At 62.6% G+C, this 24499-nt stretch carries 24 protein-coding genes and 2 pseudogenes; 9 read left to right on the top strand and 17 right to left on the bottom strand.

What is annotated here, in order from left to right:
- Positions 1-80 precede the first annotated feature (80 nt).
- Both B5527_RS06655 and B5527_RS46125 read right to left on the bottom strand, forming a co-directional pair.
- Entirely contained in the window at positions 81-1187 is a 1107-nt protein-coding gene (locus B5527_RS06655; RefSeq protein ID WP_079600583.1) for an efflux RND transporter periplasmic adaptor subunit, read from the bottom strand.
- A 327-nt stretch (positions 1188-1514) separates the two neighbouring features.
- Positions 1515-1737: pseudogene (locus tag B5527_RS46125) on the bottom strand (MFS transporter); the annotation flags it as partial.
- Between the two features lie 630 nt (positions 1738-2367).
- Between B5527_RS46125 and B5527_RS06640 the strand changes: the two are divergent.
- Genes B5527_RS06640 through B5527_RS06630 form a run of 3 tightly spaced genes read left to right on the top strand, consistent with a single transcriptional unit; the run spans position 2368 to position 5086 of the window.
- Positions 2368-3066: a response regulator transcription factor gene (locus B5527_RS06640; RefSeq protein ID WP_079600581.1), complete on the top strand. Its 699-nt coding sequence runs from the start codon at positions 2368-2370 to the stop codon at positions 3064-3066.
- Positions 3063-4682, top strand: coding sequence for a sensor histidine kinase (locus B5527_RS06635; RefSeq protein WP_245332522.1), 1620 nt, complete (start codon positions 3063-3065; stop codon positions 4680-4682). Before B5527_RS06640 ends, B5527_RS06635 begins: the two co-directional genes overlap by 4 nt.
- Positions 4676-5086 (top strand): DUF2809 domain-containing protein, encoded by a 411-nt coding sequence (locus B5527_RS06630; RefSeq protein WP_079600580.1) that lies wholly within the window; start codon positions 4676-4678, stop codon positions 5084-5086. The genes B5527_RS06635 and B5527_RS06630 overlap by 7 nt, the downstream gene beginning before the upstream one ends.
- On the opposite strand, the gene B5527_RS06625 is transcribed toward B5527_RS06630, so the two are convergent.
- The 3 genes from B5527_RS06625 to B5527_RS06615 form a co-directional block, all read right to left on the bottom strand.
- Positions 5060-5692, bottom strand: a complete 633-nt coding sequence (locus B5527_RS06625) for a glutathione S-transferase family protein (protein ID WP_079600579.1) — start codon at positions 5690-5692, stop codon at positions 5060-5062. The genes B5527_RS06630 and B5527_RS06625 overlap by 27 nt on opposite strands.
- Before the next feature lie 17 nt (positions 5693-5709).
- Entirely contained in the window at positions 5710-6456 is a 747-nt protein-coding gene (locus B5527_RS06620; RefSeq protein WP_079600578.1) for an SDR family NAD(P)-dependent oxidoreductase, read from the bottom strand.
- 65 nt (positions 6457-6521) lie between these two features.
- The gene (locus tag B5527_RS06615; RefSeq protein ID WP_079600577.1) at positions 6522-7268 is read right to left on the bottom strand and encodes an SDR family NAD(P)-dependent oxidoreductase; all 747 of its coding nucleotides are present in this window, start codon (positions 7266-7268) and stop codon (positions 6522-6524) included.
- A gap of 183 nt (positions 7269-7451) precedes the next feature.
- Between B5527_RS06615 and B5527_RS06610 the strand changes: the two genes are divergently transcribed.
- Entirely contained in the window at positions 7452-8360 is a 909-nt protein-coding gene (locus tag B5527_RS06610; RefSeq protein WP_079600576.1) for a LysR substrate-binding domain-containing protein, read from the top strand.
- Positions 8361-8877: 517 nt separating this feature from the next.
- Here the strand turns inward: B5527_RS06610 and B5527_RS06605 are convergent.
- Positions 8878-10050 (bottom strand): annotated as a pseudogene (locus tag B5527_RS06605) (winged helix-turn-helix domain-containing protein); the annotation flags it as partial.
- Positions 10051-10239: 189 nt separating this feature from the next.
- Positions 10240-10473 carry a hypothetical protein gene (locus B5527_RS06600; protein ID WP_079600575.1) on the bottom strand — a complete coding sequence of 78 codons (234 nt, stop codon included), beginning with the start codon at positions 10471-10473 and terminating at the stop codon, positions 10240-10242.
- 5 nt (positions 10474-10478) lie between these two features.
- Here B5527_RS06600 and B5527_RS43525 point away from each other — a divergent pair, with 5 nt between their 5' ends.
- A complete protein-coding gene (locus B5527_RS43525; protein ID WP_154072057.1) occupies positions 10479-10844 on the top strand; it encodes a hypothetical protein in 366 nt (121 codons plus the stop codon).
- Between the two features lie 31 nt (positions 10845-10875).
- Here the strand turns inward: B5527_RS43525 and B5527_RS47540 are convergent, their stop codons facing one another.
- Positions 10876-11118 carry a GCG_CRPN prefix-to-repeats domain-containing protein gene (locus B5527_RS47540; RefSeq protein ID WP_425305090.1) on the bottom strand — a complete coding sequence of 81 codons (243 nt, stop codon included), beginning with the start codon at positions 11116-11118 and terminating at the stop codon, positions 10876-10878.
- 305 nt (positions 11119-11423) lie between these two features.
- Entirely contained in the window at positions 11424-12719 is a 1296-nt protein-coding gene (locus B5527_RS06595; protein WP_425305089.1) for a phospholipid carrier-dependent glycosyltransferase, read from the bottom strand.
- A 184-nt stretch (positions 12720-12903) separates the two neighbouring features.
- On the opposite strand from B5527_RS06595, the gene B5527_RS06590 reads away from it, so the two are divergent.
- Together B5527_RS06590 and B5527_RS06585 are read left to right on the top strand one after the other, a co-directional pair.
- Positions 12904-13626 (top strand): FecR family protein, encoded by a 723-nt coding sequence (locus B5527_RS06590; RefSeq protein WP_079600573.1) that lies wholly within the window; start codon positions 12904-12906, stop codon positions 13624-13626.
- 2 nt (positions 13627-13628) lie between these two features.
- A complete protein-coding gene (locus B5527_RS06585; RefSeq protein WP_079607116.1) occupies positions 13629-14720 on the top strand; it encodes a hypothetical protein in 1092 nt (363 codons plus the stop codon).
- A gap of 37 nt (positions 14721-14757) precedes the next feature.
- Here the strand turns inward: B5527_RS06585 and B5527_RS06580 are convergent, their stop codons facing one another.
- Positions 14758-15246, bottom strand: coding sequence for a VOC family protein (locus tag B5527_RS06580; protein WP_079600572.1), 489 nt, complete (start codon positions 15244-15246; stop codon positions 14758-14760).
- 239 nt (positions 15247-15485) lie between these two features.
- Entirely contained in the window at positions 15486-16514 is a 1029-nt protein-coding gene (locus B5527_RS06575) for an alpha/beta hydrolase (protein WP_079600571.1), read from the bottom strand.
- A gap of 349 nt (positions 16515-16863) precedes the next feature.
- On the opposite strand from B5527_RS06575, the gene B5527_RS06570 reads away from it, so the two are divergent.
- On the top strand, positions 16864-18390 hold the full coding sequence (locus tag B5527_RS06570; protein WP_079600570.1) for an amidohydrolase family protein: 1527 nt from the start codon (positions 16864-16866) through the stop codon (positions 18388-18390).
- 117 nt (positions 18391-18507) lie between these two features.
- Here the strand turns inward: B5527_RS06570 and B5527_RS06565 are convergent, their stop codons facing one another.
- Positions 18508-19029, bottom strand: coding sequence for a cupin domain-containing protein (locus B5527_RS06565; protein ID WP_079600569.1), 522 nt, complete (start codon positions 19027-19029; stop codon positions 18508-18510).
- Between the two features lie 131 nt (positions 19030-19160).
- Between B5527_RS06565 and B5527_RS06560 the strand changes: the two genes are divergently transcribed.
- Positions 19161-19376 (top strand): CsbD family protein, encoded by a 216-nt coding sequence (locus B5527_RS06560; RefSeq protein ID WP_079600568.1) that lies wholly within the window; start codon positions 19161-19163, stop codon positions 19374-19376.
- 183 nt (positions 19377-19559) lie between these two features.
- Here the strand turns inward: B5527_RS06560 and B5527_RS06555 are convergent, their stop codons facing one another.
- The 5 genes from B5527_RS06555 to ggt form a co-directional block, all read right to left on the bottom strand.
- Positions 19560-20540, bottom strand: coding sequence for a D-2-hydroxyacid dehydrogenase family protein (locus tag B5527_RS06555; RefSeq protein WP_079600567.1), 981 nt, complete (start codon positions 20538-20540; stop codon positions 19560-19562).
- Positions 20541-20610: 70 nt separating this feature from the next.
- Entirely contained in the window at positions 20611-21027 is a 417-nt protein-coding gene (locus tag B5527_RS06550) for an FKBP-type peptidyl-prolyl cis-trans isomerase (RefSeq protein ID WP_425305063.1), read from the bottom strand.
- A gap of 124 nt (positions 21028-21151) precedes the next feature.
- Positions 21152-21988, bottom strand: coding sequence for a transglutaminase-like domain-containing protein (locus tag B5527_RS06545; protein WP_079600565.1), 837 nt, complete (start codon positions 21986-21988; stop codon positions 21152-21154).
- A gap of 339 nt (positions 21989-22327) precedes the next feature.
- Positions 22328-22537, bottom strand: a complete 210-nt coding sequence (locus B5527_RS06540) for a DUF6894 family protein (RefSeq protein ID WP_079600564.1) — start codon at positions 22535-22537, stop codon at positions 22328-22330.
- A 110-nt stretch (positions 22538-22647) separates the two neighbouring features.
- Positions 22648-24234: a gamma-glutamyltransferase gene (gene ggt / locus B5527_RS06535; protein WP_079600563.1), complete on the bottom strand. Its 1587-nt coding sequence runs from the start codon at positions 24232-24234 to the stop codon at positions 22648-22650.
- Positions 24235-24499 lie beyond the last annotated feature (265 nt).

Below are 24499 nucleotides of genomic sequence, written 5' to 3'. Positions count from 1 at the left end.
TGCGAGCGAAGCGAAGCAATCCATCGTGCCGAAAAGAAAGTATGGATTGCTTCGTCGCTGGGCTCCTCGCAATGACGGGGCTAAAACGACAATGACGAGACGACCCTGACCTTCTGGGCCGGATCGAGTTTTTGCACACCGAGCGCGACCACTTTGGCGCCCTCATCGACGCCGCCGGATATGACGACGCAGTTGCTCTCGTAGGATTTGACCGCGACCGGCTTCAGCGCCACCTCGCCCTTGTCATCGACGATATAGAGCGAGGGATCGCCGCCCTCGGAAAACAGCGCCGACAATGGCAGCCGCGCCACCCGCGTCGTGGCGGGGTCGGCCAGCGTCAGTGTCGCGGTCATGCCGAGCGAGACGCTTTCGCCGGCGTCGGGCAGTGAAAATTTTGCCAGATAGGTGCGGGTCGCCGGATCGGCCGATGGTGCGACCTCGCGCAGTTTTGCCACGTATTTCCTGTTCGGCTCCGACCAAAGACTAACCGTCGCGACGCCGTCCTTGGCGCGTCCCAGCAAGGTTTCGGGGATGGCGACCACGGCTTCTTTTTCCGCAAAGCGCGCGACGCGGATCGCGGTCTGACCGGACGCCACCACCTGCCCGGCATCGATCAGGGTCGCGGTGACGACGCCACGGGTGTCGGCGGCCAGGGTCGCGTAAGACAGCGAGTTGTTGGTGAGTTCGACCGAGCGCTGCGCGCGATTGAGCCGCGCACGCGCCTCGTCGCCGGCAGCCTTGGCCTGATCGAGCTGCGCATCGGTGGCCCAGCCCTTGGCACGCAGATCCCTGGCGCGCTGCTCGGCGGCGGCGGCCTGCGCCAGCACACCGGTGGCGGCGCGCAATTCGGCCTCGGCCTGCTCGGCCTGTAGTTTCAGATCGATTTCGTCGAGGGTGGCGAGCGGCTGGCCGACGTCGACGGCCTGGCCGACTTCGACCAGCCGCTTTGCAACCTTGCCGGGGACACGGAAACCCATGTCGGTTTCGATCCGGGGACGAATGGTGCCCACAAAACTGCGCTCCGGCGATTCCGCCGCATAATGCACCGTTGCCACCAGCACCGGGCGCGACGGGGTGGCTTTCTCGGCGACCGTATCGTGGCAACCGGCCAACGCGGTCGCCAGAAATGCCAGCGATACACCGATTAAAAGCTTGGAATAGCTCGATAAAATGGATTGAACCAACATGGCAGCTTCCCTCGATTAAGCGCGACGGTAGTGTTGATTATTTGCTGACGATTGTCAACATTCGTCATCAATCATGATTTCGTGAGCAGGATGCCTGCGGGTGTCCAGCGGATGGACACGGGACTTCCCTCCCCCCAAGGCAATGTGCCGTCGGTTCGCGCGCCTCCAACCAACACCGTCATTCCGGGATGGTCCGAAGGACCAGACCTCAGATGTGCAATTCCACATCGGGGAATCTCGAGATTCCCCGATGCGCAATTGCGCATCTGGGGTTCGCGCTACGCACGCCCCGGAATGACGGCTAGCTAAGGGCTCGTCACTTCGCCTGCCCCAGCGGCAGATGCGTCGCGAGAAAACGATCGGCGAGAATTTCAGTTCGGCGTTCATGGTCAGCGCGGCGAAGCCGAGATTCACGCGGTCGAGATAGGAAAAGAAATACGCCAGCACCAGAAATGGAAATGAGGCGTCACGAGATCGCGCGGATCGTAGAGGTCTCGAGTTCGCTCTTCGCGCCGGTCGATGAGGCGGTGATGGCGGCGCACTGGCTCATGAGTTTGTTTCCAGGGTTTTGTTTTTGGTGGCGGCAACGTGGCCGCGGGGGTTCTTAGCATCGCCGTCGAGCAAAGGGCGATTGGTGCGAGGCCGGAAAATCCCGCCGCCTTCTTTCGCGCTCGCCGTCTGCGCAAATTCTGCACAAAATTCCGCAAATTCTGAACATACCGGACAAACGCGCTGCCAATCGGCGGCGCATCGTCAGGCCATGGGGAAAATCATCATTGTTCAATTCCGGCGATCGCGGCTGCCGCGGCGGCTGCTCAACGACGGCTGGTGGCTGGAAACGCCGCCTACTCCGTCTTCCGTGGTCGCCTTGCCGAAGCGCTACGGGCCGAAGTCCAAGTCCGTGTCCAAGTCCACGTCCAAACCCCGGCACCTCACCCTCATCACGTCAGGGAAATAAAATCATGCCGATCGCGTCCGTATTCGATCTTGAAATTGCTCCCGCGCTCTGAATGTCCGCCGCCTGCGTCGCGCTGACTTAAGTGCTGTCTATTGGTTTGCCCATCGACGTGAAAATTGGGCGAGCCTGGAGTTTTCGGACATGGCGTCTGGAACGATATTTGGCTAACAATCCCACGATATCGCCGAATCCCAGAGATAGCGGCAAAGGCCTAGCGCGAACATGGCTCATTCCATTCTCGTGGTTGACGATGACCCGCATATCCGCGATGTCGTGCGCTTCGCGTTCGAAAAAACCGGGATGAACATTTCGATCGCCCAGGACGGCAAGGAGGCGCTGCGCCAGTTCGACCGCAACGTCCACGAACTCATCGTGCTCGACATCGGCATGCCGGAGATGGATGGCCTCGAAGTCTGCCGGCAGATCAGGAAGACCTCGGATACGCCGATCCTGTTCCCGTCGGCGCGTGATGAAGAGATCGATCGCGTGCTCGGCCTCGAAATCGGCGGCGACGACTACGTCACGAAACCGTTCAGTCCGCGCGAACTGGTGGCACGGGTCAATGCGATCCTGCGGCGGACTCGAAGCGCGCCGGCGCCGGCCGCGGCCAAGGCCATGAGCCATGGCGGGCTCGCGATCGATCTGGACGCCCGCACTGCGAACTTCCTCGATACGCCGGTTTCGCTGACCGCCCTTGAGTTCTCGATTCTGCGCACGCTGCTGGCGCGGCCGGGGTTCGTATTCACCCGCGAATTGATCCTCGACGCCGCCTATGCCGGCAACATCCATGTCGCCGACCGCACCATCGACAGCCACGTCAGGAACATCCGCGCCAAGATGGCCGCGGCCGGCTGCGAGTCCGTGATCGAAACCGTCCATGGCGTCGGTTTCAAACTGGGGCGCTGTGGGGCATCGCGTTGATCGACGTCCCCAGAGCGACGCCCGGCCCACGGCGGAAGTGGCGGCCAAGCCTCAGCCTGATCGTTTTTGTCGTTCTGACCAGCGTGCTTTCGATCCCGCTGTTCAGCCTGTTTTTTCTCAAGATCTACCAGACCCAGCTGATCCAGCAGACCGAGGCCGAGCTGATCGCGCAGAGCGCCGCGCTCGGCGCGATCTTTCGCCGCGAAGTCGAAACCGGAGTTCCGCAAGGCGTCGCCCTCGGCACCCGGATTCCGCCCGTCGCTCAAACATCTCCCGCCGAACCGTACCAGCCGATCTGGCCGCGGCTGGAACTTGAAAACGACGACGTTTTGCCGCCGCGGCCGGAAGCCCGGACGCCGTCGGCGCCGGCCGATCCGGCCTTCACCGCACTCGGCGCGCGCATGATGCCGGATCTGATCGCAACCCAGAACGTGACGCTGGCGGGGTTTCGGCTGCTCGATCCGAACGGCGTCGTCATCGCCGGCCGCGAGGAAGTCGGGCTGTCGCTGGCGCATCTCGAAGAAGTCGCCGAGGCGCTGCAGGGACACTTCCGCGGCGCCCTGCGCGCACGCGTCTCCAAACATGACGCGCCGCCGCTCTATTCCACCAGCCGGGGAACCGGTGTGCGCGTCTTCACGGCGATGCCCGTGATCGTGCGCGGCCAGGTCGCGGGGGTCATCTATGCCTCCCGCACGCCCAGCAACGTCTTCAAGTACCTGTACGAGCAGCGCGGAAAGGTCGTCCTCGCGATACTTTCCATGATCGTGCCAACGCTGCTGATCGGGTTCCTGTTTCATCGCACCATCACCGAGCCGATGCGGGAACTGATCGAGCGGACCAACCTGATCGGCAAGGGTGACCGCGACGCCCTGCGTCCACTCAAGCGCCACGGCACCAGTGAATTCGCCCGCCTGTCAGAGAGCTTCCTCGACATGGCGAGGCGGCTGAACACGCGCTCCAGTTTCATCTCGACCTTCGCCACCCATGTCTCGCACGAGCTGAAATCGCCGCTGACGTCGATCCAGGGCGCCGCCGAACTGCTGCGCGACGATGTCGACGCGCCGGTCATGGACGACGAGGACAGGCGCAAGTTCCTCGACAACATCGTCGCGGACGCCGACCGGCTCGCAAAAATCTCCGGCCGCTTGCGCGACCTCGCCCGCGCGGAAAATCCGGTTGCGCTCGGTGCCGCGACCCTGAACGGCACGATTGCCGGTCTGCGCTCGGCCTTCGCCTCGCTCGATATTCGGGCAAATGGCGACCTCGAGACGCCGATGCGCATATCTGAGGAAAATGCCGCCATCATCTTTTCCAATCTCGCCGACAACGCCATGCGTCACAAGAGTTCGACGCTTGAACTATCCGCCAAGCGACTGGGAAATCTGCTTCGCGTGAACATCATCGACAACGGCGAAGGCGTCTCGTCCAACAATCGGGCGCAGATCTTCGACTCTTTCTTCACGACGCGCCGCGACAGCGGCGGGACCGGGATGGGGCTCGCGATCGTTCGCGCCATGCTGGATGCCCATGGTGGCGCGATCCGCCTCATCGATTCCGACCAGGGCACGGCCTTCGAACTGACGATCCCCGTCGCCGACGAGCCGGCGGGATGCTGATCACCCGCGCCTGTCTTTGTCTTTCGCTTGTAATTTCCGGCCTCGCATTGCGCAGATTTGGGTTCGGTCTCGGGCTGCCGGCACTGATCGTGAAATATGGCGGCTCCGTGCTGTGGGCGATGATGGTTTTCCTCCTTGTCGCGATGAGGGCTTCACGCCTGTCACGACCGGGTATCGCGCTGATTGCCGCCTCGATCGCTGTTGGCGTGGAACTGTTTCGGCTGATTCATACTCCCTGGCTCGACGCCTTCCGGCTGACATTGGCGGGCGCGCTGCTGCTCGGCCGCATCTTCTCGCCGTGGGACATGCTCGCCTACGCCGTCGGAATCGTCCTGGCAACGCTGCTCGATCGCTTTGCGATGTCGGGATTCGGTCGGCTACGCCGCCATGCTGGGACGGGTTGAGACGGAATCGTACCAGCGCTTCAGAGCGACATGCTGCTCCGGCATCGGCAGACCGGCGGCTTTGGTCGCAAAATCGACGGTGACGATGGCGGTAATGTCGGCGACCGAAAATTGGTCGCCGGCCACGAAGGGCACCTCGCCGAGCCGGGCATCGAAGTCAGCGTAGAAATTCCGCACGCGCAGCCGGCTGCGCTCGACCAGCGCCGGAATCTGTTCGTAATCATGCGGCCCGGCAATGGCCCGGTTCCTGAGACCGGGAACGGCGTTGCGCACCGCCTCCATGGCGGATGCAAATCCTTCCATCTCGGCGCGCCGCTCCCACATCGCGACCTCCGCCTTGGTCCTCGGTGTGACGCCGAGCAGCCGCGGCTCGGGATGGACTTCCTCGAGATAGCGCAGGATCGCCGGCACTTCGCCGATCGCGGTGCCGTCGTCGAGCACCAAGGTCGGAACCACGCGGCGCGGATTGATCGCCGCGTAAGCGTCGGAGAATTGTTCTTTGGCGCCGAGATCGACGGGCACCAGCGGCATCGAAATGCTTTTCTCCGCTAAAAAGATCCTGACCCGACGGGAATTGGGCGAGGCGTTCGATTGATAGAGTTTCATTTTAACCTCCCGATAAATCAGAGTTTCGAGCCGCCGCCGACCTGAACGGTATCGCCGGTCACCCAGCGCGCGGCATCGGAGGCGAGGAAGGCGACGACGTCGGCGACATCGTCGGCGTGACCGATGCGCTGCAGCGCCTGCATCGAAAGCGTGAACTGGCGGCCTTCGTCGGTCGTTGCGAACTTCGACATCTCGGTGTCGATCACGCCGGGCGCCACCGCGTTGACGCGGATGCCGCGTGGCCCCAGCAGCGCCGCGAAATGTTTCACCAGCGTATCGATCGCGCCCTTGGTCGCGGCATAGGCCGGCAACAGACTCACGGAAGCGCGCGCCGCCAGCGACGACAGCAGCACCACGCTGGCACCTTCGCCGAGCAGCGGCAACAATTGCTGCACCAGAAAGAACGGTGCGCGGACGTTGACCGCGAACATGCGATCAAATTCCTCGACGGTCTGGTCCTCGATACTGGCGGCCGTTGCGATGCCGGCATTGGCAACGAGAATGTCGAGCTGTTCGCCGGCGATCTTGCGGACTTGCACCGCGAGCTTGTGGGCGCCGTCGGGCGCGCCGAGGTCGGCGCCGACGGCGTCGGCCTTTCCGCCGGAGGCACGGATTTCGGCAACCAGCGATTCGGCCTCCCTGGCCGCGTTGCCGTAGTGGACGATAACGCGAGCGCCGGCGGCGGCGAGCGCGCGGGCGGTGGCGCGGCCAATGCCGCGCGATGCGCCGGTGACGAGTGCGGTTCTGCTGGTGAGGTCGGTCATGTCAATTGTCCGGTTTGGGTGCGAGGAATTCGGTGAAGCGCTTTTCGACGCCTCGGGAAGAAGTCTCAGGAAGCGGTCTTGCCGCCATTGACGTCGACGATCTGGCCGGTGACGAACGAGGCCCTGCCGGATGCCAGGAACAGGATGGCATCGGCGATCTCTTCCGGCCGGCCCGTACGCTTCAGCGGCACGCCGGCGACGAGGCCGGCCTTGCGGTCGGCACTCCCGGTGAAGCGATCGAGCATCGCGGTGTCGATCGGGCCCGGCGCGACGGCGTTGACGCGGACGCCGAACGAAGCCGCTTCCAGGGCCGCCGACTTGGTCAGCCCCTCGACCGCGTGCTTGCTTGCGGTATAGAGCGAGGCGCCGGGTGCGCCGCGATGGCCCATCGTCGAGGACACGTTGACGATGCTGCCGGCGCCCTGCGCCTGCATCACGCGCAGCTCATGCTTCAGGCTCAGGAGCACGCCAAGCACGTTGGTATCGAAGGTGGCGGCGTAACTCTCCGCCGTCTGTTCGGTGACCGGGCCGGGCGTGCCTTCGGTGCCGGCATTGTTGACGGCGACGTCGAGGCGGCCGAACCGGGCCACGGTCTTGTCGACCAGGTTCTGTACGTCGTTGTCGCGGCGGACGTCGGCGCGAATGAATTCGGCTTCCGCGCCGGCGGCGCGAAGTTCGCTGACCAGCGCCTGGCCGGCGTCATCGCGGCGGCCGGAGACGACGACACGGGCGCCTTCGTTGGCGAAGGCGAGCGCGGTAGCGCGACCGATGCCGGTCAGCGCGCCGGTGATCAGGACAACGGGATTGCTCATGTGATTACTCCTTCAAAGGACGGCCCGGTATGCCTGTTGGGCCTTTCCGGAAGCTTCAGTTCTGAGCGGATATGTGCTCTCGCTGACACCTATTGACTGCCGTTGTTGAGGATGTAGGTCGTACTGGCGCGCCGGAGAAAGACTTTGTAAGCTCGAAGCCATACTTTTGAGGGATAGCTATCCATGGAGCTCCGACACCTGCGCTACTTCGTTGCCGTGGCCGAAGAGGGCAGCCTGACGGTGGCGGCGCAGAAGCGGCTGCATACCGCGCAGCCCTCGCTGAGCCGGCAGATTCACGACCTCGAAAGGGAGCTTGGCGTTCAACTCCTGATCCGCGGGCCCCGCGGCATCGAACTGACCGCAGCGGGGCGCGTGTTTCTCGACCACGCGCGGGTGGCGCTGCTGCAGGTCGAGGCCGCCGGCGAGGCGGCGCGGCGGGCATCGCAACCGGCGAGAGCGTCGTTCGCGATCGGCTTTTTGACCGGCTATGAGATGGACTGGCTGCCGGCGGTGATGGAAATGTTGCACGCTGAACTACCGGCGACCGAAGTCGTCATCCACAGCCAGGATTCGCCCGATCTCGCCGCGGGTCTGATCCGCGGCAAGATCGATCTGGCTTTTTTGCGCCCGGAGAAGCAGGCGCCCGGCCTGAAATTCAAGCCGTTGCGAAAGGATCCATTGATCGTGGTGATGCCGCGCGATCACGCGCTGGCAGCGCGAAGTTCGATCCGCCCGCAGGATATCGCCGGCGAAACATTCATCGGCGTGTCAGCGATCCGGGCACCCACGCTGCACGCCGTCATTGGCGAATATGCCAAGCGTACCGGTATTGCGCTGAAGCCCGATCACCAGGCCGAAAATATCGCGATGGCGATTTCGCTGGTGGCCTCCACCGGCAGCATCTGCCTGATGCCGCTCTATGCGAAAAACCTGCTGCCGAAAACCATCGTCAGCCGGCCGATCCAGGGCGCGCCGCCGATGGTCGACCTCGTGCTCGGCTACAACGAGGCCAACACCTCGCCGCTGCTGAAATTTCTGTTGTCGAAGGTGGAGGAGCTGAAGTTTCGGGTATCGAAAAACGAAGGGCGATGAATTAGCCGCGCTTTCCTCTGCGGGCTTTCTTCGCGACCTTTTTCGCCGATTTCTTGCTGGCTTTTTTCGCGCTCTTTTTGGCGGCCTTCCTTGTTTTCTTCGCGGCGGATTTCTTGGCCACGGATTTCTTCGCCACGGATTTCCTGGCTGCCTTGCTGGCAGATTTTTTGGCCACCTTTTTTGCGGCCTTTTTGCTCGCCTTCTTCGCCGCTCGCTTTGGGACCGCGCGTTTCCGTCTCGGAGCGGGAGCAACCGCGATCGGCGGCACCATCATCATGGGATCGGAAACGAGAGCATCGCCAGCCAGCGGCATGTACGCCACCGCCGGCTGCTCGCCAGCCTTCAGCGGTGGCTCTTCGGCCTTCAGGGCATGGCTGGCAGCATCACTCGCAAGCGTCGCAATGTCTTTCACGGTATCGGCTATCTTTTCCAGGATCGATTTGTCGTTGTCCATGACGCCCTCCAGGGATTGATTATCCCGGGCTAACTGAGGCGAAGCCGGCTGGTTCCCGTCACCCGCCAGTTGAAACCGCTCGAACCGATGGAGCTCCTCCTCGATACGGCGCTTTAAATCCTTGCGCGCGCCCCTCCGGGCACCAACCCCGACCCAGCTCCATTTCTGCAGCAGCAATTTTCGGCTTTTGCGATCGGTCTTGAGATCGAGCGCGGCGACGATGTCCTCTCCCGCCAGAACCGGCAGCGCGAAATAGCCGAACACCCGCTTCTCCTTCGGGACATACGCCTCGAAGCGATGGTCGTAATCGAAGAACAGACGGGTGCGCTTGCGTTGAATGATCAGGGGATCGAACGGGGAGAGGATGTGGACCAGTTCGGAAGCGGCGCCGCCGGCGCTCTCCATCGTCTGCGGCCGCGCCCAATGCTCCTGCTTGCCCGCGCCTTCGAGCGCGACCGGCACCAGTTCCCCGGCGCGCACCCTGGGCTCGATCAGGCGCCGAATCGCCGCCTTGCTCGGCGCGGCGAGATGGCAGATCGAATCCAGACTCACGAGCCCCTGCGCGCGCAGGGCGCGGTCGAGCAGATAGGAATTGACCTCGCGCGCGGAGGCGGGTTTGGGCGGTTGATTGGGCGACGTGTCCCAGCCGAAATGCCGGGCCATCAACTCATAGGTCTTGAGCATGCCGTTGCGCTCGGAGATCGTCAGCAGGCCCTGGTAGAACGCCAGTTGCAGCGCCCGCTTCGACGGCTTGCGGCTTGCCCACAGATGCTGCTTGTCGACCAGCACGTCGTCGTCGATGTCGCGGATGGTCAGCGCGCCATCGCGCCGGATCAGCCGCATGACCTTGCGTAAATCCACTGGAGTAACCGAGGAGAGCCATTTGTGCCCCTCGCGCCGGTGGAGTTTCATGGCGGGCATGAAGAAGCGCAGGTCCTTCACCGGCACATAGGACAAGGCATGGGTCCAGTATTCGAACACGCTCTTGTCGACGCTCTGGGCCTGCCGCAGGTCGGCGCGCCGGTAGTTCGGGATCCGGGTCCAGAGAATGTGGTGGTGTGAGCGCTCGATGACGTTGATGGTGTCGATCTGCACATAGCCGAGATGCTCCACCGCGGCAGCCGTCGCCTGCGGTCCCTCACCGAACGGTTCGGAAGTGTCGAGCCGCTGGGCGCGCAGCCAGATGTGGCGGCCCTGGGATGTCGTCAGGGGATGGAGTGTATTGGTGCGGGGCATGCTGGCGGCAATGTAGCGGGATTCGCCGATGTCGCGCGCCACAGATTTCGGAAAATGCGCCACCTGGCAAATCCGGCGGCGTTCGCCCTCTCCGTTCGGCTTGAACCCCACAGGCGAGTGGACCAGTAAGCTCAAAGCCGAAGTCCGGAACGCCCACGACCTCGCGATCGGAGCATGACCGGGTCCCGCTCAGTGCTTCTGCTGGTCCCCGATACTCCCGGTCGCGAGTTCAGCCTCGCAGGATGCTTTGCCGCGCTCCGCGGCTGCCTGGCATTTATAGACGCTGCCGGTGAGCCGATCGACCAGCCACATGCTTTCCTCGGTCGGACTGTCGATGCCCACGAACCTCGTGCCGACAGCCGTGATCAGCGTGGACAACAAAATAGCCCCCGCGATCATGGCTGCGCCGACCAGGATGGGCATCGGATATGCCGAACGATCGGGCAGGGTCCCGCGGTAGCCCTGATATTCGCTTTGTCTTTTTGGTGATGAGAACAAGGCCGGAAGTTTCACTTTTTTGGTTTTTGTTGGCGAGGGACATTCTTAAGCTCGCATCTGGCCGATTTATTGTCCACACATCGGCGCTGCCGCGACGGCTTTGCGACCGGATCGCCGCCGTGAGCCGATCTTCTTCCGGCTTGTTGGAGTCCTTGATCGAGCGCCAGAACTCGAGCTCGACTTCCGAGACCGAGCCGGTGGTGACAACAGGCGTGTTCGGCGCCTCGACCGGCGGATTTCATGTCGGCAAGGCCGGCCTGCACCGACCCCTGGCCGATCTGATGGGAGCAATGTGATCCGGTTCCCCGGTGCGGACTGTGACGTGAGTCACTCAGGCGGGGCAGCTGCTTTTTCCCCGCGGCTGGCAACCCGCCGATGGTGCCTCCCCACCGGATGCCGTGATCGCCGGGCAAGGTCGAATAAACGTTCCTCCACCGGACATTCGTTGGGAAACGCCCCAGTCGTCCAGCCATCGATGACACAGGCACCGGACACGGTTGCGTGGCAACCGCGACCGCATCCATCCGCGGCGTTGGCCGCGCTGACGATTAAAAGGCTACCAGCGAGCATCAGGGCTGCAATTACACGCATCAACATGGTCGAACCCCCATTTTGACCGAACGCCAACTTCAGGTGCCCTCAGCAAGTTCCACCGATGGGGTAAGTAATCCCTTCGTGACCTAACTCACATTCAAGCCCCCTGGCCCGTCCTATCCTCTGCCCATCAACGCCCCCAAAGGCGTAACAGCGAGGATCAAGACCATGACCAGCTTTTTCAAAATTTCCACGGCCGCGGAGATCACGCTCGGAGCCGCGCTGTCGATGACGGCGGGCCAAGCCAGGTTGACTGGAGGAGACCGCGGCCAGCGATCTCCTCAAATCCAATTCTGAAAAATCATCAGCCGGTTGAAGCTCTCCATCGACGTTCCCACGAACGCGGCCGAGACCGGCAACATCGCGGCAAAGCCCGCAAACGCGAGCGCAACGAAGGCCCATAGCACCCAGCGCGGGCTGTTGCCGCGCCGCAGGACGTACACCAGCGCCAGACTGGCGACCGTGGCGGACGGCAAATAATAATACAGGAATCCCAGGGTGCGCGGCAGCATCGCCCAAGCGAGATACGGTCCGAAATAAAACGACAGGATCAGGAAGGCATCGGCCCGCCGAGTCACGATCCAGTCGCGCAGGCAAACCGCGAGCGCCGGCAGCGCCGGCCACAGCACCAGTGGATTGCCGAGGAATACGACGGCGGCGATGCGGTCGTCGTCGATCTTGTCAAACAAATACCATACCGGCCGTACCAGAAACGGCCAGGACGGCCAGGCGCTCATATAGGTGTGGCCCGCGATCGCGGTCGTGGTGTTGTCGCCAAAGATCCGGCGTTGTGCCTCCAGGATGTCGGGCACCGACAATCCATAGAGCGGGACGAAGGTCGCGAGGTAGACGATCGCCGGAACCAGCACCAAGCAGGCGGCGAAGTGAGCGTATCTGAAATCCGGCCACAGGCCGGGCCGGTACCAGTCGTCATCGTTGCCGTCGGCAAACAGCGTGCGCCAGGCTTGCATCAGGCGGATCACGATGACGATGACGATGCAGGTGGCGAGCGGAAATAATCCGCTCCATTTGCAGGCGCTCGAGAGACCGAAACCGAGACCTGCAAGCGCGAACCAGAGGTGCGGCCTAGTTTTCCGGAAGCCGTACATGAAGGCTGCGATCGCCAGCAGGCCGAACGCGAGCGCGGAAATATCCAGCATCGCGATCCGCGACTGCACGAACAGCATCTGGTTGAAGAAGGCAAGCAAGGCCGACGCCACCGCGGGACCCTGGCCCGCGAACAGCACCAGCCCGCAGAGATACATCGCAACGACCGCGAGCGCTCCGAACAATACGCTCGGATAACGCCAGCCCAGCGGCCCGTCGCCGAACGTGCGGATCGACAAGGCCGTCAACTGCTTTGCCAGCGGCGGATGCATCGGATTGAGCATCGGTGTCGGCAACACCGGCTCAAGCATTTGGCGGGCGGCCGGCACGTAGTGAACTTCGTCGAAAACAAATTTGTCCGGCGTCGTCACACCAACCAGAAGCGCGAAGTGGGCTGTGAAGAATATAATGACGGCGACGGCACTATTCCGCGCGATCGAACTGTTGGGGACCGAAGGGGATTCAAACACAGGGTTCACGAAGGGATCGCGTTGCGACGAATCAAGTTTGGGGGCGCACGCGTTTTGAGTCCATTGCAATGAACGCGTTTCGACTTCGCGGACACTAACTGGCGGGCAGGTGAGGGTCGGCTTGTGATAAATATACAACATCGCGGGCGCGCGCGATCCGACGGGATGATCGATCGGTATTGAAATGAATTGGCGTTGCGGCGTTCTTTATATTTCCGTGCTTTGCCTGGCGGCAGGGCTTGCGGCAGATCCCGCTCACGCGCAAGCCCGGGTCGGCGAAGCGGCGGTTGTCCAGAACGAAGTCGTCCGCGTCATGGGATCGGCGACCAGCCAGATCAACGTCGGCGACGGCGTGCTGCGCGACGAAATCGTGCGCACCGGCCTTGCCAGCGCGGCGCGGCTGGTGATGGCCGACAGCACCAATCTGTCGCTCGGCCCCAGCTCGACGATCAAGCTCGACCGCACTGTTTTCGACGACGAGCACAGCTATCGCGATATCGCGATCAGGCTGACATCGGGCGCGTTTCGCTTCGTCACCGGACATTCCGAAAAGACCGCCTACAGGATCACCACGCCGCTGGCGACGATCGGCGTACGCGGCACCATCCTCGATATTTTGTCGCTGCGGGGCAAGACGACGGTGGTGCTGCAGGAAGGCGCCTCGCGGGTCTGCACCCTCGGTTTTCAGTGCATCGAGCTGACGCAGCCCGGCGATACCGCAGTGATCACATCGACCGGCGGCAGGGTCACGATTCAGAAGACCAACAACCCGCCCTGGACCTTTACCTCGACCTGCGGCGCAGCGGCAGGGTTGTGCACCGTCACGCAATTTGCGGACGCCACGCCTGCGGTAACGCCTCCCCTCGATGACGGCAGCGATCCCACCGGCATGCTGTGCGGGCGCTGACGATGCCAAAACGCGCAAGTAACTTGGTCATGTCGGCCGCGGTTACGGCGGCAATTTCGCTTGTGCTGATCGCGGCACAAACCGTTCCGGCATCCGCGCAGACGCCGACGCCAACTCCCACACCAACTCCGAGCCCCTCACCTACGCCTACGCCGACGCCCACGCCTTCCCCTTCTCCAAGTCCGACACCGACACCAACCGGCGCGAGTTCGAGCGGCGGATCAATCGGCGGCCTCGCCAACCAACGCTTCAACCAGATGATCACCAACCGGGTGCTCGGCACGGTGCTGCTGGGCGTCAACGAACAGGTCAATTGCAGCGATTGCATCAGTGCGTTCGGCTCCGCGGGGTCGTTTTCTGCCGGCATTCACGGCCGCAAGGAGCTCACGCCGAACCTGTCGTTGCTTGCGGGCATCGCCTATACCCGATACAGCGAAGGCGGATACAGCGTCACCAGCGCGCCGATCGGGGCGTTCGCGCTTCGCTATGATTTCGTCGACTGGGGATCGTCGCGGCCGTTCTTCGACATTGGCGCCATCCTCACGCCGTTCGAGAAGGTGCGCTACACCCGCAGCTATCTGACGAGCCTCGGCGCGGTGACGCTTGATAGCGAAACCAATAGCGCCAACTACGGGGTCTATGGCCGGGCGGGCTGGGTCAGCCGGCTGTCGCCGCGCGACGAGATCGCGGCCTCGGTCGAAGTCTGGCAGTTGTGGCAGCGGGTGAACGGCTATACCGACCCGTCCGCGGCGTTCAATCCGTTCGACGCCTCGATCGCCACCGGCACCGATAAAACCAATCTGGTCAAGGTCGGCGGACAATGGACACATCTGTTCGGCGGCAGCGTCGAGGGCGACGTCAATGGCGGATTCGTGCAGTCCTTTGCAACCCGTTCCGGCATCGTCGCCACCGTGACCGGCGACGGCACCGTGGTGCCGACCATTGGCAACCAGAACTGGTTCGAATATGGCGGCCGGCTCGGCTTCCGCATCACCAAAGGCTGGGTCGCCGACCTCTTCGTCAACGGCACTCTGGGTCCGCAGCCGGTCGGCAACACCGTCCACGGCGGCGTCGGATTGCGGGCAAACTACTAGGAATTTTCGGCACCACAGGCTCGCCGAAATGTTCCGTTCACGCCGCTGACTTGCCCTCATAGGCCTTCTGCAGGCCAGCGATGTCGAGTTTTATCATTTGCATCATCGCGGCCATCGCCCGCTGCGCGCCGGCGCGATCGGGGCCTCCCAGCAATTCCGGCAGTACCGAGGGCACGATCTGCCACGACAAGCCGTAGCGATCCTTGAGCCAGCCGCAGCGTTGGACCGACCCGCCATCGGCGGACAGCTTGTCCCAGAGCCGATCGACCTCGGCCTGATCGGCGCAGTCGATCTTGAAAGAGACCGCGGGGGTGTATTCGAACCGCGTGCCGCCGTTCAGCGCCATGAAACGCTGGCCGGCGAGCGTGAACTCCACCACCAGCACCGAGCCGGCCTTTCCGGCGGGGCTGTCGACGGTGTTCTTCTGCACCTTCTCGATCCTGGAATCCGGCAGCAGCGAAACGTACAAATTCGCGGCCTCCTCGGCCTCGCCGTCGAACCACAGGCAGGGGGAGATTTTTGACATAGGCGGGTTCCTCTTTTGTCGTTCCGATCGTCCATAAGACGAAGTGGGCGATGCGCTCCCGACATCTCACATAAATTATTTCCACGAAACTTCGCGGAGAACGGCACCTCTTTCGTCTTGGCCGGGCTCGTCCCGGCCATCCACGTCTTGTTTCTGGCTGGGAAAAAAAGACGTGGATGCCCGGCACAAGGCCGGGCATCACGGTCTTTGCGGAAAAGCGTTATTTCGACGCTCTTATCTCAGGTCGCGATCGGGGTCGGCATGGTGAGGAAGGCCCGGGCGACATGCCAGAACAATTGCCGGTTGGTGGCGAGCGTCACCGAATGCGCGGTTCCCGGCAGGATGACGAACTGGCGGTCGCCGTTGGGCAGCAAATTGAAGAACTGCTCGATATCGGCGACGGTAGCGATCCCGTCATATTCGCCGCGCACCAGCAGCACCGGCGAAACCACCTTGTCGGGATGCACCAGCGGCAGATTGGCGGTCATGTCGAGATAGGTGCCGGTCGGAACCTGGTCGCCGAATTGCATCTCGGCATCCGCCAGCGCCTCGACCGCGGCGGGGTCGCTGGTGCCGGGCTTGTCGCGGGTGGCGATCGAACGGATCATGTCGCGATCGCGCTTGCGCATGTTGTGGGTGCGGTAATAAGCCAGTTGCTCGGCGCGTTTTGTCAGGGTCGGCGAGCCCTCGCCCTTGTAGGTGAACGCGGCCAGCACCAGCCGGTCGGCGCGCTCCGGCGCCACCATGGCATAGGCGCCGGCGCGCAGCGCACCGGAGGACTCGCCGAGAAAATGGAATTTCTGCCGGCCGGTTTCCTTGGTCACGACCTCAACCGCCGCCTTCAGGTCCTCGACACCGCTGGCGATGTCGGAATTGCCGGAGGTACGCCCGGACTTGCCGTAATTTTCATGGTCCATGGTCCAGCAGTCGAAGCCATAGCGAGCGAATTCATTCATGACGGAATATTCGCCGTGGCCGGGCACGTTGAGATCGAACGTCCGCGACGTGACCGAGGAGCCATGCACGAAGAACAGCACCGGCCGTGAAGGCTCGCCGGCTTTCGGCGCGCCGAGCCGCTTGCGAAACATCCACAGCGGAACGTCGCCCTTCTTTGCCCAGTATTCGCTGCTCCAGATCTCGCCGCCATCCGCGGTTGCCGCAACGGCGCCCGAGACGGGCAGCGCGGCACCGATAGTCCCGGCCATAAGACCGAGCCCCGCGCCCTTGATGACCGCGCGCCGCGCCAGTGGATGATTTGGTTTCGCCATGTTTCTCTCCTTGTCGGCCCGAGAGCTTTCGTCCGGTGCCCGCAATGCCAAGCGTAGCAGACCAGCGCAGCGTTCGAAAGCAGCGGGCGTCCGTAGCCGTCATGCCCGGCCTTGTGCCGGGCAGCATGTCTTGTGCTTAAGCTCGATTGCAAGGAAAGACGTGGATGGCCGGGACAAGCCCGGTCATGACGAATAGAGAGCGCAAACGCTTCGGTAGAAACAAAGCGCACCGCACGAATTTTTGAATATCACAGCACGCGGCGTATAGCCCGCCTGCCGCAATAGGGTTAGTCTTTCCTGCCAATAACCGACCGGAACAATCCGGCAGCCGAACTAGGGAGTAAAAACCGTGAGCAGCCAACTGACCGAAGCAGAACTTGCCGCGCTGATGCCGTCTGAATTATGTGCATACCAGACGCCGATCCCGACCCAGATCGTGGCATCCGACGAATTCTATCCCGACCCGCAGAACGAGCGGCAACGCGAGGTCGAGGCACGGCTGCTGGCGATGGCCGACGACCTCGGCGGCAAACAGGGCCTCGACCGCCGCCGGTTCTTCCAGACCGCCGCCGGCATGGCGGCCTCTTTCGTGGCGATGAACGAAGTCTACGGAGCGCTGTTCGACGCGACGCCGGCGGAAGCCGCCACGCCCGCGATGGCCCAGGAGCGCGCCAATGCGCTGAAGGACCAGTTCATCATGGACATGCATACGCATTTTCTGCGCGACGACACCCGCATCACCACCTTCGTCGACATGCGCAGGGCGGTCGGCAAGGCCGGCTGGAACAAGGAATTGAGCGACCACGAGCAGACCATCGAGGATCTGAAATTCAACAACTACAAGAAAGAGATGTTTCTCGACAGCGACACCAAGATCGCGCTGATCTCGTCGGCGCCTTCCGACATCGAGCAGGACTGGTTCCTGACCAACCAGCAGATGGCCGACGCGCGCAAGAAGGTCAACGACGAAGCCGGCTCGCGGCGGCTGTTCTCGCATATGATCTTCACGCCGGGGCAGCCCGGCTGGCTCGACAATCTCGACGCCGGCCTCGCGCTCAACCCGGAATCCTGCAAGGGCTACACCGTCGGCGACAATACCCATAAGGACATCAGCCGCTATCCCTGGCGGATGGACGACGAGAAGGTCACCTACAAGGGCTATGAGAAAATGGTGAAGGCCGGCATCAAGGATGTCTGCGTTCACAAGGGACTGTTTCCCCCCGGCATCGAGAAGCAGTTTCCTAACCTGCGCGGCTTCGCCGACGTCGCCGACGTCGGTCAGGCGGCCAAGGACTGGCCGCAGCTCAATTTTATCATCTATCACTCCGCCTATCGGCACGTCGGCGGCGATCCGAAGCAGGCGCTGGCCGAGTTCGAGCGCACCGGGCGGATTTCCTGGACCAGTGATTTGGCGGACATCCCGGCGCAGTACGGCGTCAGCAATGTCTATGGCGACGTCGGCCAACTGTTCGCAACCACGCTGGTGGCCGAACCCAATGTCTGCGCGGCGCTCATGGGTACGCTGATCAAGGGCCTCGGCGTCGATCACGTCTGCTGGGGCACGGACGCACTGTGGACCGGGGCGCCGCAATGGCAGATCGAAGGCCTGCGCCGGCTGGAGATTCCCGAAGTGATGCAAAAGAAATTCGGCTTCGCCCCGCTCGGAGCCGCCGACGGCCCGGTCAAGACCGCGATCTTCGGCGACAACAACGCGCGGCTCTACAACATCCAGCCCAAGCGTGCGATGCTCGACGTCAAGGGCGACCGCTTCGCGATGATGAAGGCGGAATACGAGAAGGCGGGACCTGAGCCGTCGAACACGCGCTATGGCTATGTGGTGCCGAACGGACCGATCGATCACAGCGTGTTTGCGTAGGCCCTCCGCTGTCATTCCGGGGCGACGCGCAGCGTCGAACCCGGAATCTCGAGATTCCCCGATGTGTAATTGCACATCTGGGGTCTGGTCCTTCGGACCATCCCGGAATGACGACTGTTACTTCCCTTCCGCCGGATCGCGGTGCACCGGGTCGATCCACAACACCGTTTCCGGCTTTTCCACCGGCTCGATGTCGAGATTGATTGCCACCGCCTGGCCGTCGCTGCGCACCAGCACGCATTCCAGAGCCTCGTCGCGGCTGGCGTTGATCTCCTGGTGCGGCACATAGGGCGGAATAAAAATGAAGTCGCCGGGGTTGGCTTCGGCGGTGAATTGCAGATGCTCGCCCCAGCGCATCCGCGCCTTGCCTTTGACCACGTAGATGATGCTCTCGAGGTGGCCGTGATGATGCGCGCCGGTCTTGGCGTCGGGCTTGATGGTCACGGTGCCCGCCCATAGTTTCTGCGCGCCGGCGCGGGCGAAATTGATCGCGGCCTTGCGGTCCATTCCGGGAGTCGATGGCACGTTGGGATCGAGCTGATCGCCGGGAATGACGCGGACGCCATCGTGCTTCCAGCGCTGCGTGTCGTCATGATCGTGTGAGTGGTCGGAATGGGTATGATCGTGGGAGCCTGTCATCGTGCTGCTTTCGGAAATGTTTCGCCGCGAACGCTACAGAAAACCGTGATCGCAAACCAGCCCCGATCAGGAACTTTTGCTGCATGAGGGACTTTGCCCTTGATGAAGCTCAACAGCAAAGGAGAGTTCCCATGGGTGCAACGACAGACAAGGTTAAAGGCACGACCAACGAAGCCATCGGCAAGGCCAAGCAGGGCGTGGGTGAAGCCGTCGGTTCCGATCGCCTGCAGGGCGAAGGCGTGATTCAGGAAGTCAAAGGCAAGGGCCAGAAGGCCGTCGGCGACGCCAAGGAAGCCACCAAGGATGCCGTGAACAACGCGGCAAATGCGGCAAACAAGAATCTCTGATCGAATCTAATTCGATCTTGAAGAGAAAGACCGGTCCCTCGGGGCCGGTCCTTTTTTACGGTCGCGCCGCCTGTTCTCATCGTCATGCCCGGCCTTGTGCCGGGCATCCACGCCTTTCCTCCTCAGCAAGAGAGGGACGTGGATGGCCGGGACAGGCCCGGCCATGACGAAAATGAAATGGCCTCAGCCCCGCTTGCCGATCGCATCCGGATTAACGACATTGGTCGGCTCACCCGCGGCGTAGGCGAGAATCTGGTCGAAAATATCGGCGAACTGGATTTCATATTCGTCGCGCGAGACGTAGCCGATATGTGGCGTGCAGACCACGTTGTCCATCGTCAACAGCGGATCGCTGGTGTCGCGCAGCGGCTCCTTCTCGTAGACGTCCACCGCCGCCATGCCGGGCCGTCCGGCGCGCAGCGCATTCACCAGGGCGTTCGGTTCGATCAATGGCGCGCGGCTGGTGTTGACCAACAGCGCCGATGGCTTCATGCGCGCCAGATCGCTTGCGGTGACAATGCCGCGCGTCGCCTCGACCAGGCGCATGTGCAGCGACAGCACGTCGCACTGCTCGAAAAACGCCGCCTTGCAGTCGGCGGTTTCGTAACCGTCGGAGCGCGCCTGCGCCAATGCCTTCTCGCGCGCCCACACCACGACCTTCATGCCGAACGCCCTGCCGTATCCGGCAACGACAGCGCCGATCCGGCCATAGCCGTAGATCCCGAGCGTCTTGCCGCGCAGCGTGTGGCCGACCCCCATCTGCCAGTGGCCCGCCTTCAGCGACGCCATCTGCTGCGGTATGGCGCGCATCGCCGCCAGCACCAGTCCCCAGGTGAATTCGGCGGTGGCATAAGACGGCGTTCCCGCGTGTTGGCTGGACGAGACGACGATGCCGAGCCGGGTGCAGGCGCCGATATCGATATGGGGATAGACGCTGCGCTGGCTGATCAACTTCAGCTTTGGCAATCGCTTCAGCAGCGGTTCACGGATCTGCGTGCGCTCGCGGATCAGCACCAGCACTTCGGTATCGCGCAATCGCTCCGCCAGCGTGTCGACGTCCTGAACGTGATCGTTCCAGATCGTGACGTCATGCCCGGCAAGCTTGCCGAAGCATTCGAGGGTGCGCACCGTGTCGAAATAGTCGTCGAGGATGGAGATGTGCACGATGCGCCTCCCTTCGGACTACCCGGCGGCGAACGCTGCGGAATCCGCTTTTCGCAATCCCGCGGGCTGCCTATTTCACACCAAGCAATTCGACGTCGAACATCAGCGTGGCGTTCGGCGGAATGACGCCACCGGCGCCGCGGGCGCCATAGCCCAGCGCGGGCGGAATGATCAGGGTGCGCTTGCCGCCGACCTTCATGCTGGCGACGCCTTCGTCCCAGCCGGCGATCACCTTGTGCTGTCCGATCGGAAACTCGAACGGCTCATTGCGGTCGACCGAAGAGTCGAATTTCTTGCCCTTCTTGCCGTCCTCATAGAGCCAGCCGGTGTAATGCATGACACAAATCTGGCCGGGCTTCGGCGTCGCACCGGTGCCGACGGTCGTGTCGATAATCTGCAAACCTGAAGCTGTGGTCATGGTTTTCCCTGCGGTCTGGGCCGCTGCTATGGTCGGTACGCCGGCCAATGACACCCCAACGATCGCCATCGCAAGCGCCGCTGCTATCGAGATTCTTGCATGCTGGAGACGTCGCATCTTGGGCACCTTCCCTTTGGAATCGGGAACCTGTCTAGCGCAACGTCGAGCCCATGCAAATAGGAGAGGCGGAGAATCACGCTGCCTTGGACACGCTAGCTGGCGCCCGCGTCACCTCGTCGGTAATGACGGAAAACCTCACCAGCTGGACCACGCCGAAATTGGTCGATATCGCGACGTCGGCCGCATCGCGGCCGCGCGCCATCACGATGCGGCCGATCCGCGGATGGTTGTGACGCGCATCGAAGGTGAACCACCGGCCATCCAGATAGACCTCGAGCCAAGCGGAAAAATCCATCGGCGCCGGATCGACGGGGACGCCGATATCGCCGAGATAGCCGGTGCAATAGCGCGCCGGAATATTGACGCAGCGGCACAGCGTCACCGCGAGGTGGGCGAAGTCGCGGCAGACGCCGATGCGCTCCTCATGGCCTTCGGAGGCGGTCCGGTCGCAACGGGCGTGCTGGTAGCCGAAGCAGATCCGGTCATGGGCGTAATCGACGATCGCCTGCACGCGCTGCCATCCCGGTGTCACGCTGCCGAACAGCGACCAGGCGAGATTGGAAAGTTTTTCCGTGTCGCAATACCGACTGCCCAAAAGGTAGATCAGCACGTCATCCGGCAATTCATCGACTGCAAGCTGCCGCGCGTCAGGCGCCACGTCGTCCGGCAGACCACTGTCCGATATCAGAAAGTCGTTGCGCATTTCGATCAGGCCGGCCGGGGCAACAATTCTGGTGCAGGTGTTGCCGAACATGTCGATGTAGTTGCGCGACGGGATGTCCGGCGAGAACTGAATTTGGTGTTCGCTCAACAGTTCCTTTTCCCGCGCCGGCTCAATGCTGAGCATCAGGACCATTGGGGTCTCCTGGAAGCATTGAAAGGCGATGTCGTAACCGGCACGAATTTGCACGTGGCAGCTCCCGGAGCGTTCTGATTGGGGATTGTGAAACAAATGATGGCCGCGGTGTTCGTTCCTGCTAAAAGCCTGATCCTGATGCGGAAATTTCAGGCAGCTCTCAGGTCGCGATATTTGAGTCTTGGCCAGCGCCGAGTCGAATTGACGCCGGTTTTCTCGCCGACCGACTGGGCCAGCGCGGGTCCTGCGACGCATCGCTGCCCGCGAAGCTACGTCGCAGTCCGCGAAGCTACTTCGCCAATCCGACACCCGACGGGCGCGGAACTATCGGCGATAAAAATTTCGCTGATGGAACGGGGGTTAAATGGACGCCGCAGGCGCGACAACGGTGCGTCAGGGCTTGACCGGCGCCTTGTAGATCTCGGAACCGGTCTCGTCGACCACCAACACGGCGCGGTCCTCGCGGTCGGCAGGAATGTCGACGGCAATTTGCCGCGCGATCAGATCGGCGGTTTTCTTCGCATCGTTCTCGTTTTTGCAATCCAGCCCGACCGGATCCTCCAGTCGCACGCCGTCGGCAATATCAAAATGAAAAATGGGCATCGCGCTTCTCCTTGGGGGTCAATGCCCCCAAGCGAAGCCTGTTCCAGGATGCGGCGTGATCGCGTGGGCCGAACCGTCGATGGCGCGGGTTCCAGTGCGCGCAAACCGACTCAGTAGCCCAGCGCGCAGCCGTCCTTGCGCGGATCGGAACCGCCTGACAGCGTGCCCTTGTCCCAGTCGATCCAGATCGCCTGTCCGCCGCCGAGTGGCGGCACCACGCTGGTGGTCTGATGCCCGAGCTTCTTCAGGCCCTCGACGATATCGGCGGGCACGCCATCCTCGAGTTGATAGACGTTTTCATAATGCAGGCCGCGCGGCATATCGATGGCTTCCTGCACGTCGCATCCGTAGTCGACCATGTTGGTCAGCACATGGACCTGCCCGACCGGCTGATACTGCCCGCCCATCACGCCGAATGGCATCAGCGCCCGGCCCGCCTTGGTGACGAGCGACGGGATGATGGTGTGCAGCGGCCGCTTGCCCGGCGCGATGCAATTGGGATGGCCGGGTTGAATGCGGAAACCAGCAGCACGATTTTGCAGCAGGATTCCGGTCTTGTTGGTAACGATCGCCGAACCGAAGGAATGCGCGATCGAATTGATGAATGAACAGACGTTGCGATCCTTGTCCACCACGGTGATGTAGACCGTCGATGGATTCATAGGCGGCGACACTTTCGGCAGATCGAGCAGCCGGTCCATCCTGATCTTGCTGCCGTATTCGTCGGCGAATTCCCTGGTCAAAATCCTGACCACGTCGACGTCGGCCTGGGCGGGGTCTCCGATGTACTGCTCGCGCATCATGTAGGCGATCCGCGCCGCTTCGGCTTCGAGATGAAACCGCTCCACGCTGAGGGGGGCGAATTTCGTGAGGTCGAAACGCGACAGGATGTTGAGCATCACCAGCATGGTGATGCCCGGGCCGTTTGGGGGGCACTGCCAGACATCCAGGCCTTTGTACATGGTGCCGATCGGCACCGTGGTCTCGGTGGTGTGCGCAGCGAAATCGTCCAGCGTGTGGAGGCCGCCGATCCCGCGCAACGTCTCCACCATGTCCTCGGCGATGGCGCCCGTGTAAAACGCGTCGCGGCCGCCCTTCGCGATCGCCCGCAGCGTCTGGCCGAGCTCGGGCTGCCTGATCACGTCGCCGGCAACCGCCGGCTTGCCGTGCGGCAGCAGATAACGCTCGGTGTTGGTGCCTTTCTTCAGTTTGTCGAAACCGTTCTTCCAGTCGAACGCGATGCGCGGCGCAACGATATAGCCCTCTTCCGCGGCCTTGATCGCCGGTTGCAGCAAAGTATCGAGCCCAAGCTTGCCATGATCGCGCAGGATGGTCGCCCAGGCGTCGATCGCGCCGGGAATGCTGACGGCGTGGGCCGACGTCAGCGGGACCGCATGCATGTTGCGCTCGAGATACCATTCAGGCTTTGCGGCCATCGGGGCGCGGCCCGAGCCGTTATAAGAGACGATCTTGCCCTCGCCCCTGGGCTGAATCAGCGCGAAGCAATCACCGCCGATGCCGGTGGATTGCGGTTCGATCACCCCCAGCAGCGCACACGCCGCCACCGCGGCGTCGGCGGCGGTGCCACCGGAACGCAGCACCTCGATCGCCGTCAACGCGGCCAGCGGGTGCGACGTCGCTACCATCGCGTTCTGGGCGTGGACCGTCGACCGGCCGGCGAGATGGAAATTCCTCATGCCAAGTTGCTCACTTCTGTCGTTTGTCGTTGTTCTTCGGGTGCGCATTTACATGGCATATTCAGGCCGCGATGGGCAATGCTTGTAGTGCACAACGGCCCCATCATCGTCGTCCCGGCGAACGCCGGGACCCAGCCACCGATGTTTGTTGTAGCAAAGGCAATTAGCTGCATCCGCTAGTTAGCCGCGGGGATGTAGTGTATGGGTCCCTGCTTTCACAGGGACGATGTTATAAACGTTATATCTGTTGATCGCGCGCAGCCTT

This window comes from Bradyrhizobium erythrophlei (assembly GCF_900129425.1).
Taxonomy (GTDB): domain Bacteria; phylum Pseudomonadota; class Alphaproteobacteria; order Rhizobiales; family Xanthobacteraceae; genus Bradyrhizobium; species Bradyrhizobium erythrophlei_C.
The sequence above is the reverse complement of the archived record's forward strand: the minus strand, read 5'-3'. Positions and strand labels throughout refer to the sequence as shown.

What these genes read in the sequence shown, in the direction of transcription:
- B5527_RS06655 (WP_079600583.1), bottom strand. Translation starts at nt 1,187, where the DNA reads ATGTTGGTTCAATCCATTTTATCGAGCTATTCCAAGCTTTTAATCGGT.
- B5527_RS06640 (WP_079600581.1), top strand. Translation starts at nt 2,368, where the DNA reads ATGGCTCATTCCATTCTCGTGGTTGACGATGACCCGCATATCCGCGAT.
- B5527_RS06630 (WP_079600580.1), top strand. Translation starts at nt 4,676, where the DNA reads ATGCTGATCACCCGCGCCTGTCTTTGTCTTTCGCTTGTAATTTCCGGC.
- B5527_RS06625 (WP_079600579.1), bottom strand. Translation starts at nt 5,692, where the DNA reads ATGAAACTCTATCAATCGAACGCCTCGCCCAATTCCCGTCGGGTCAGG.
- B5527_RS06620 (WP_079600578.1), bottom strand. Translation starts at nt 6,456, where the DNA reads ATGACCGACCTCACCAGCAGAACCGCACTCGTCACCGGCGCATCGCGC.
- B5527_RS06615 (WP_079600577.1), bottom strand. Translation starts at nt 7,268, where the DNA reads ATGAGCAATCCCGTTGTCCTGATCACCGGCGCGCTGACCGGCATCGGT.
- B5527_RS06610 (WP_079600576.1), top strand. Translation starts at nt 7,452, where the DNA reads ATGGAGCTCCGACACCTGCGCTACTTCGTTGCCGTGGCCGAAGAGGGC.
- B5527_RS06600 (WP_079600575.1), bottom strand. Translation starts at nt 10,473, where the DNA reads ATGCCCATCCTGGTCGGCGCAGCCATGATCGCGGGGGCTATTTTGTTG.
- B5527_RS43525 (WP_154072057.1), top strand. Translation starts at nt 10,479, where the DNA reads ATGCCGAACGATCGGGCAGGGTCCCGCGGTAGCCCTGATATTCGCTTT.
- B5527_RS47540 (WP_425305090.1), bottom strand. Translation starts at nt 11,118, where the DNA reads ATGCTCGCTGGTAGCCTTTTAATCGTCAGCGCGGCCAACGCCGCGGAT.
- B5527_RS06590 (WP_079600573.1), top strand. Translation starts at nt 12,904, where the DNA reads ATGAATTGGCGTTGCGGCGTTCTTTATATTTCCGTGCTTTGCCTGGCG.
- B5527_RS06585 (WP_079607116.1), top strand. Translation starts at nt 13,629, where the DNA reads ATGCCAAAACGCGCAAGTAACTTGGTCATGTCGGCCGCGGTTACGGCG.
- B5527_RS06580 (WP_079600572.1), bottom strand. Translation starts at nt 15,246, where the DNA reads ATGTCAAAAATCTCCCCCTGCCTGTGGTTCGACGGCGAGGCCGAGGAG.
- B5527_RS06575 (WP_079600571.1), bottom strand. Translation starts at nt 16,514, where the DNA reads ATGGCGAAACCAAATCATCCACTGGCGCGGCGCGCGGTCATCAAGGGC.
- B5527_RS06565 (WP_079600569.1), bottom strand. Translation starts at nt 19,029, where the DNA reads ATGACAGGCTCCCACGATCATACCCATTCCGACCACTCACACGATCAT.
- B5527_RS06560 (WP_079600568.1), top strand. Translation starts at nt 19,161, where the DNA reads ATGGGTGCAACGACAGACAAGGTTAAAGGCACGACCAACGAAGCCATC.
- B5527_RS06550 (WP_425305063.1), bottom strand. Translation starts at nt 21,027, where the DNA reads ATGGCGATCGTTGGGGTGTCATTGGCCGGCGTACCGACCATAGCAGCG.
- B5527_RS06540 (WP_079600564.1), bottom strand. Translation starts at nt 22,537, where the DNA reads ATGCCCATTTTTCATTTTGATATTGCCGACGGCGTGCGACTGGAGGAT.
- ggt (WP_079600563.1), bottom strand. Translation starts at nt 24,234, where the DNA reads ATGAGGAATTTCCATCTCGCCGGCCGGTCGACGGTCCACGCCCAGAAC.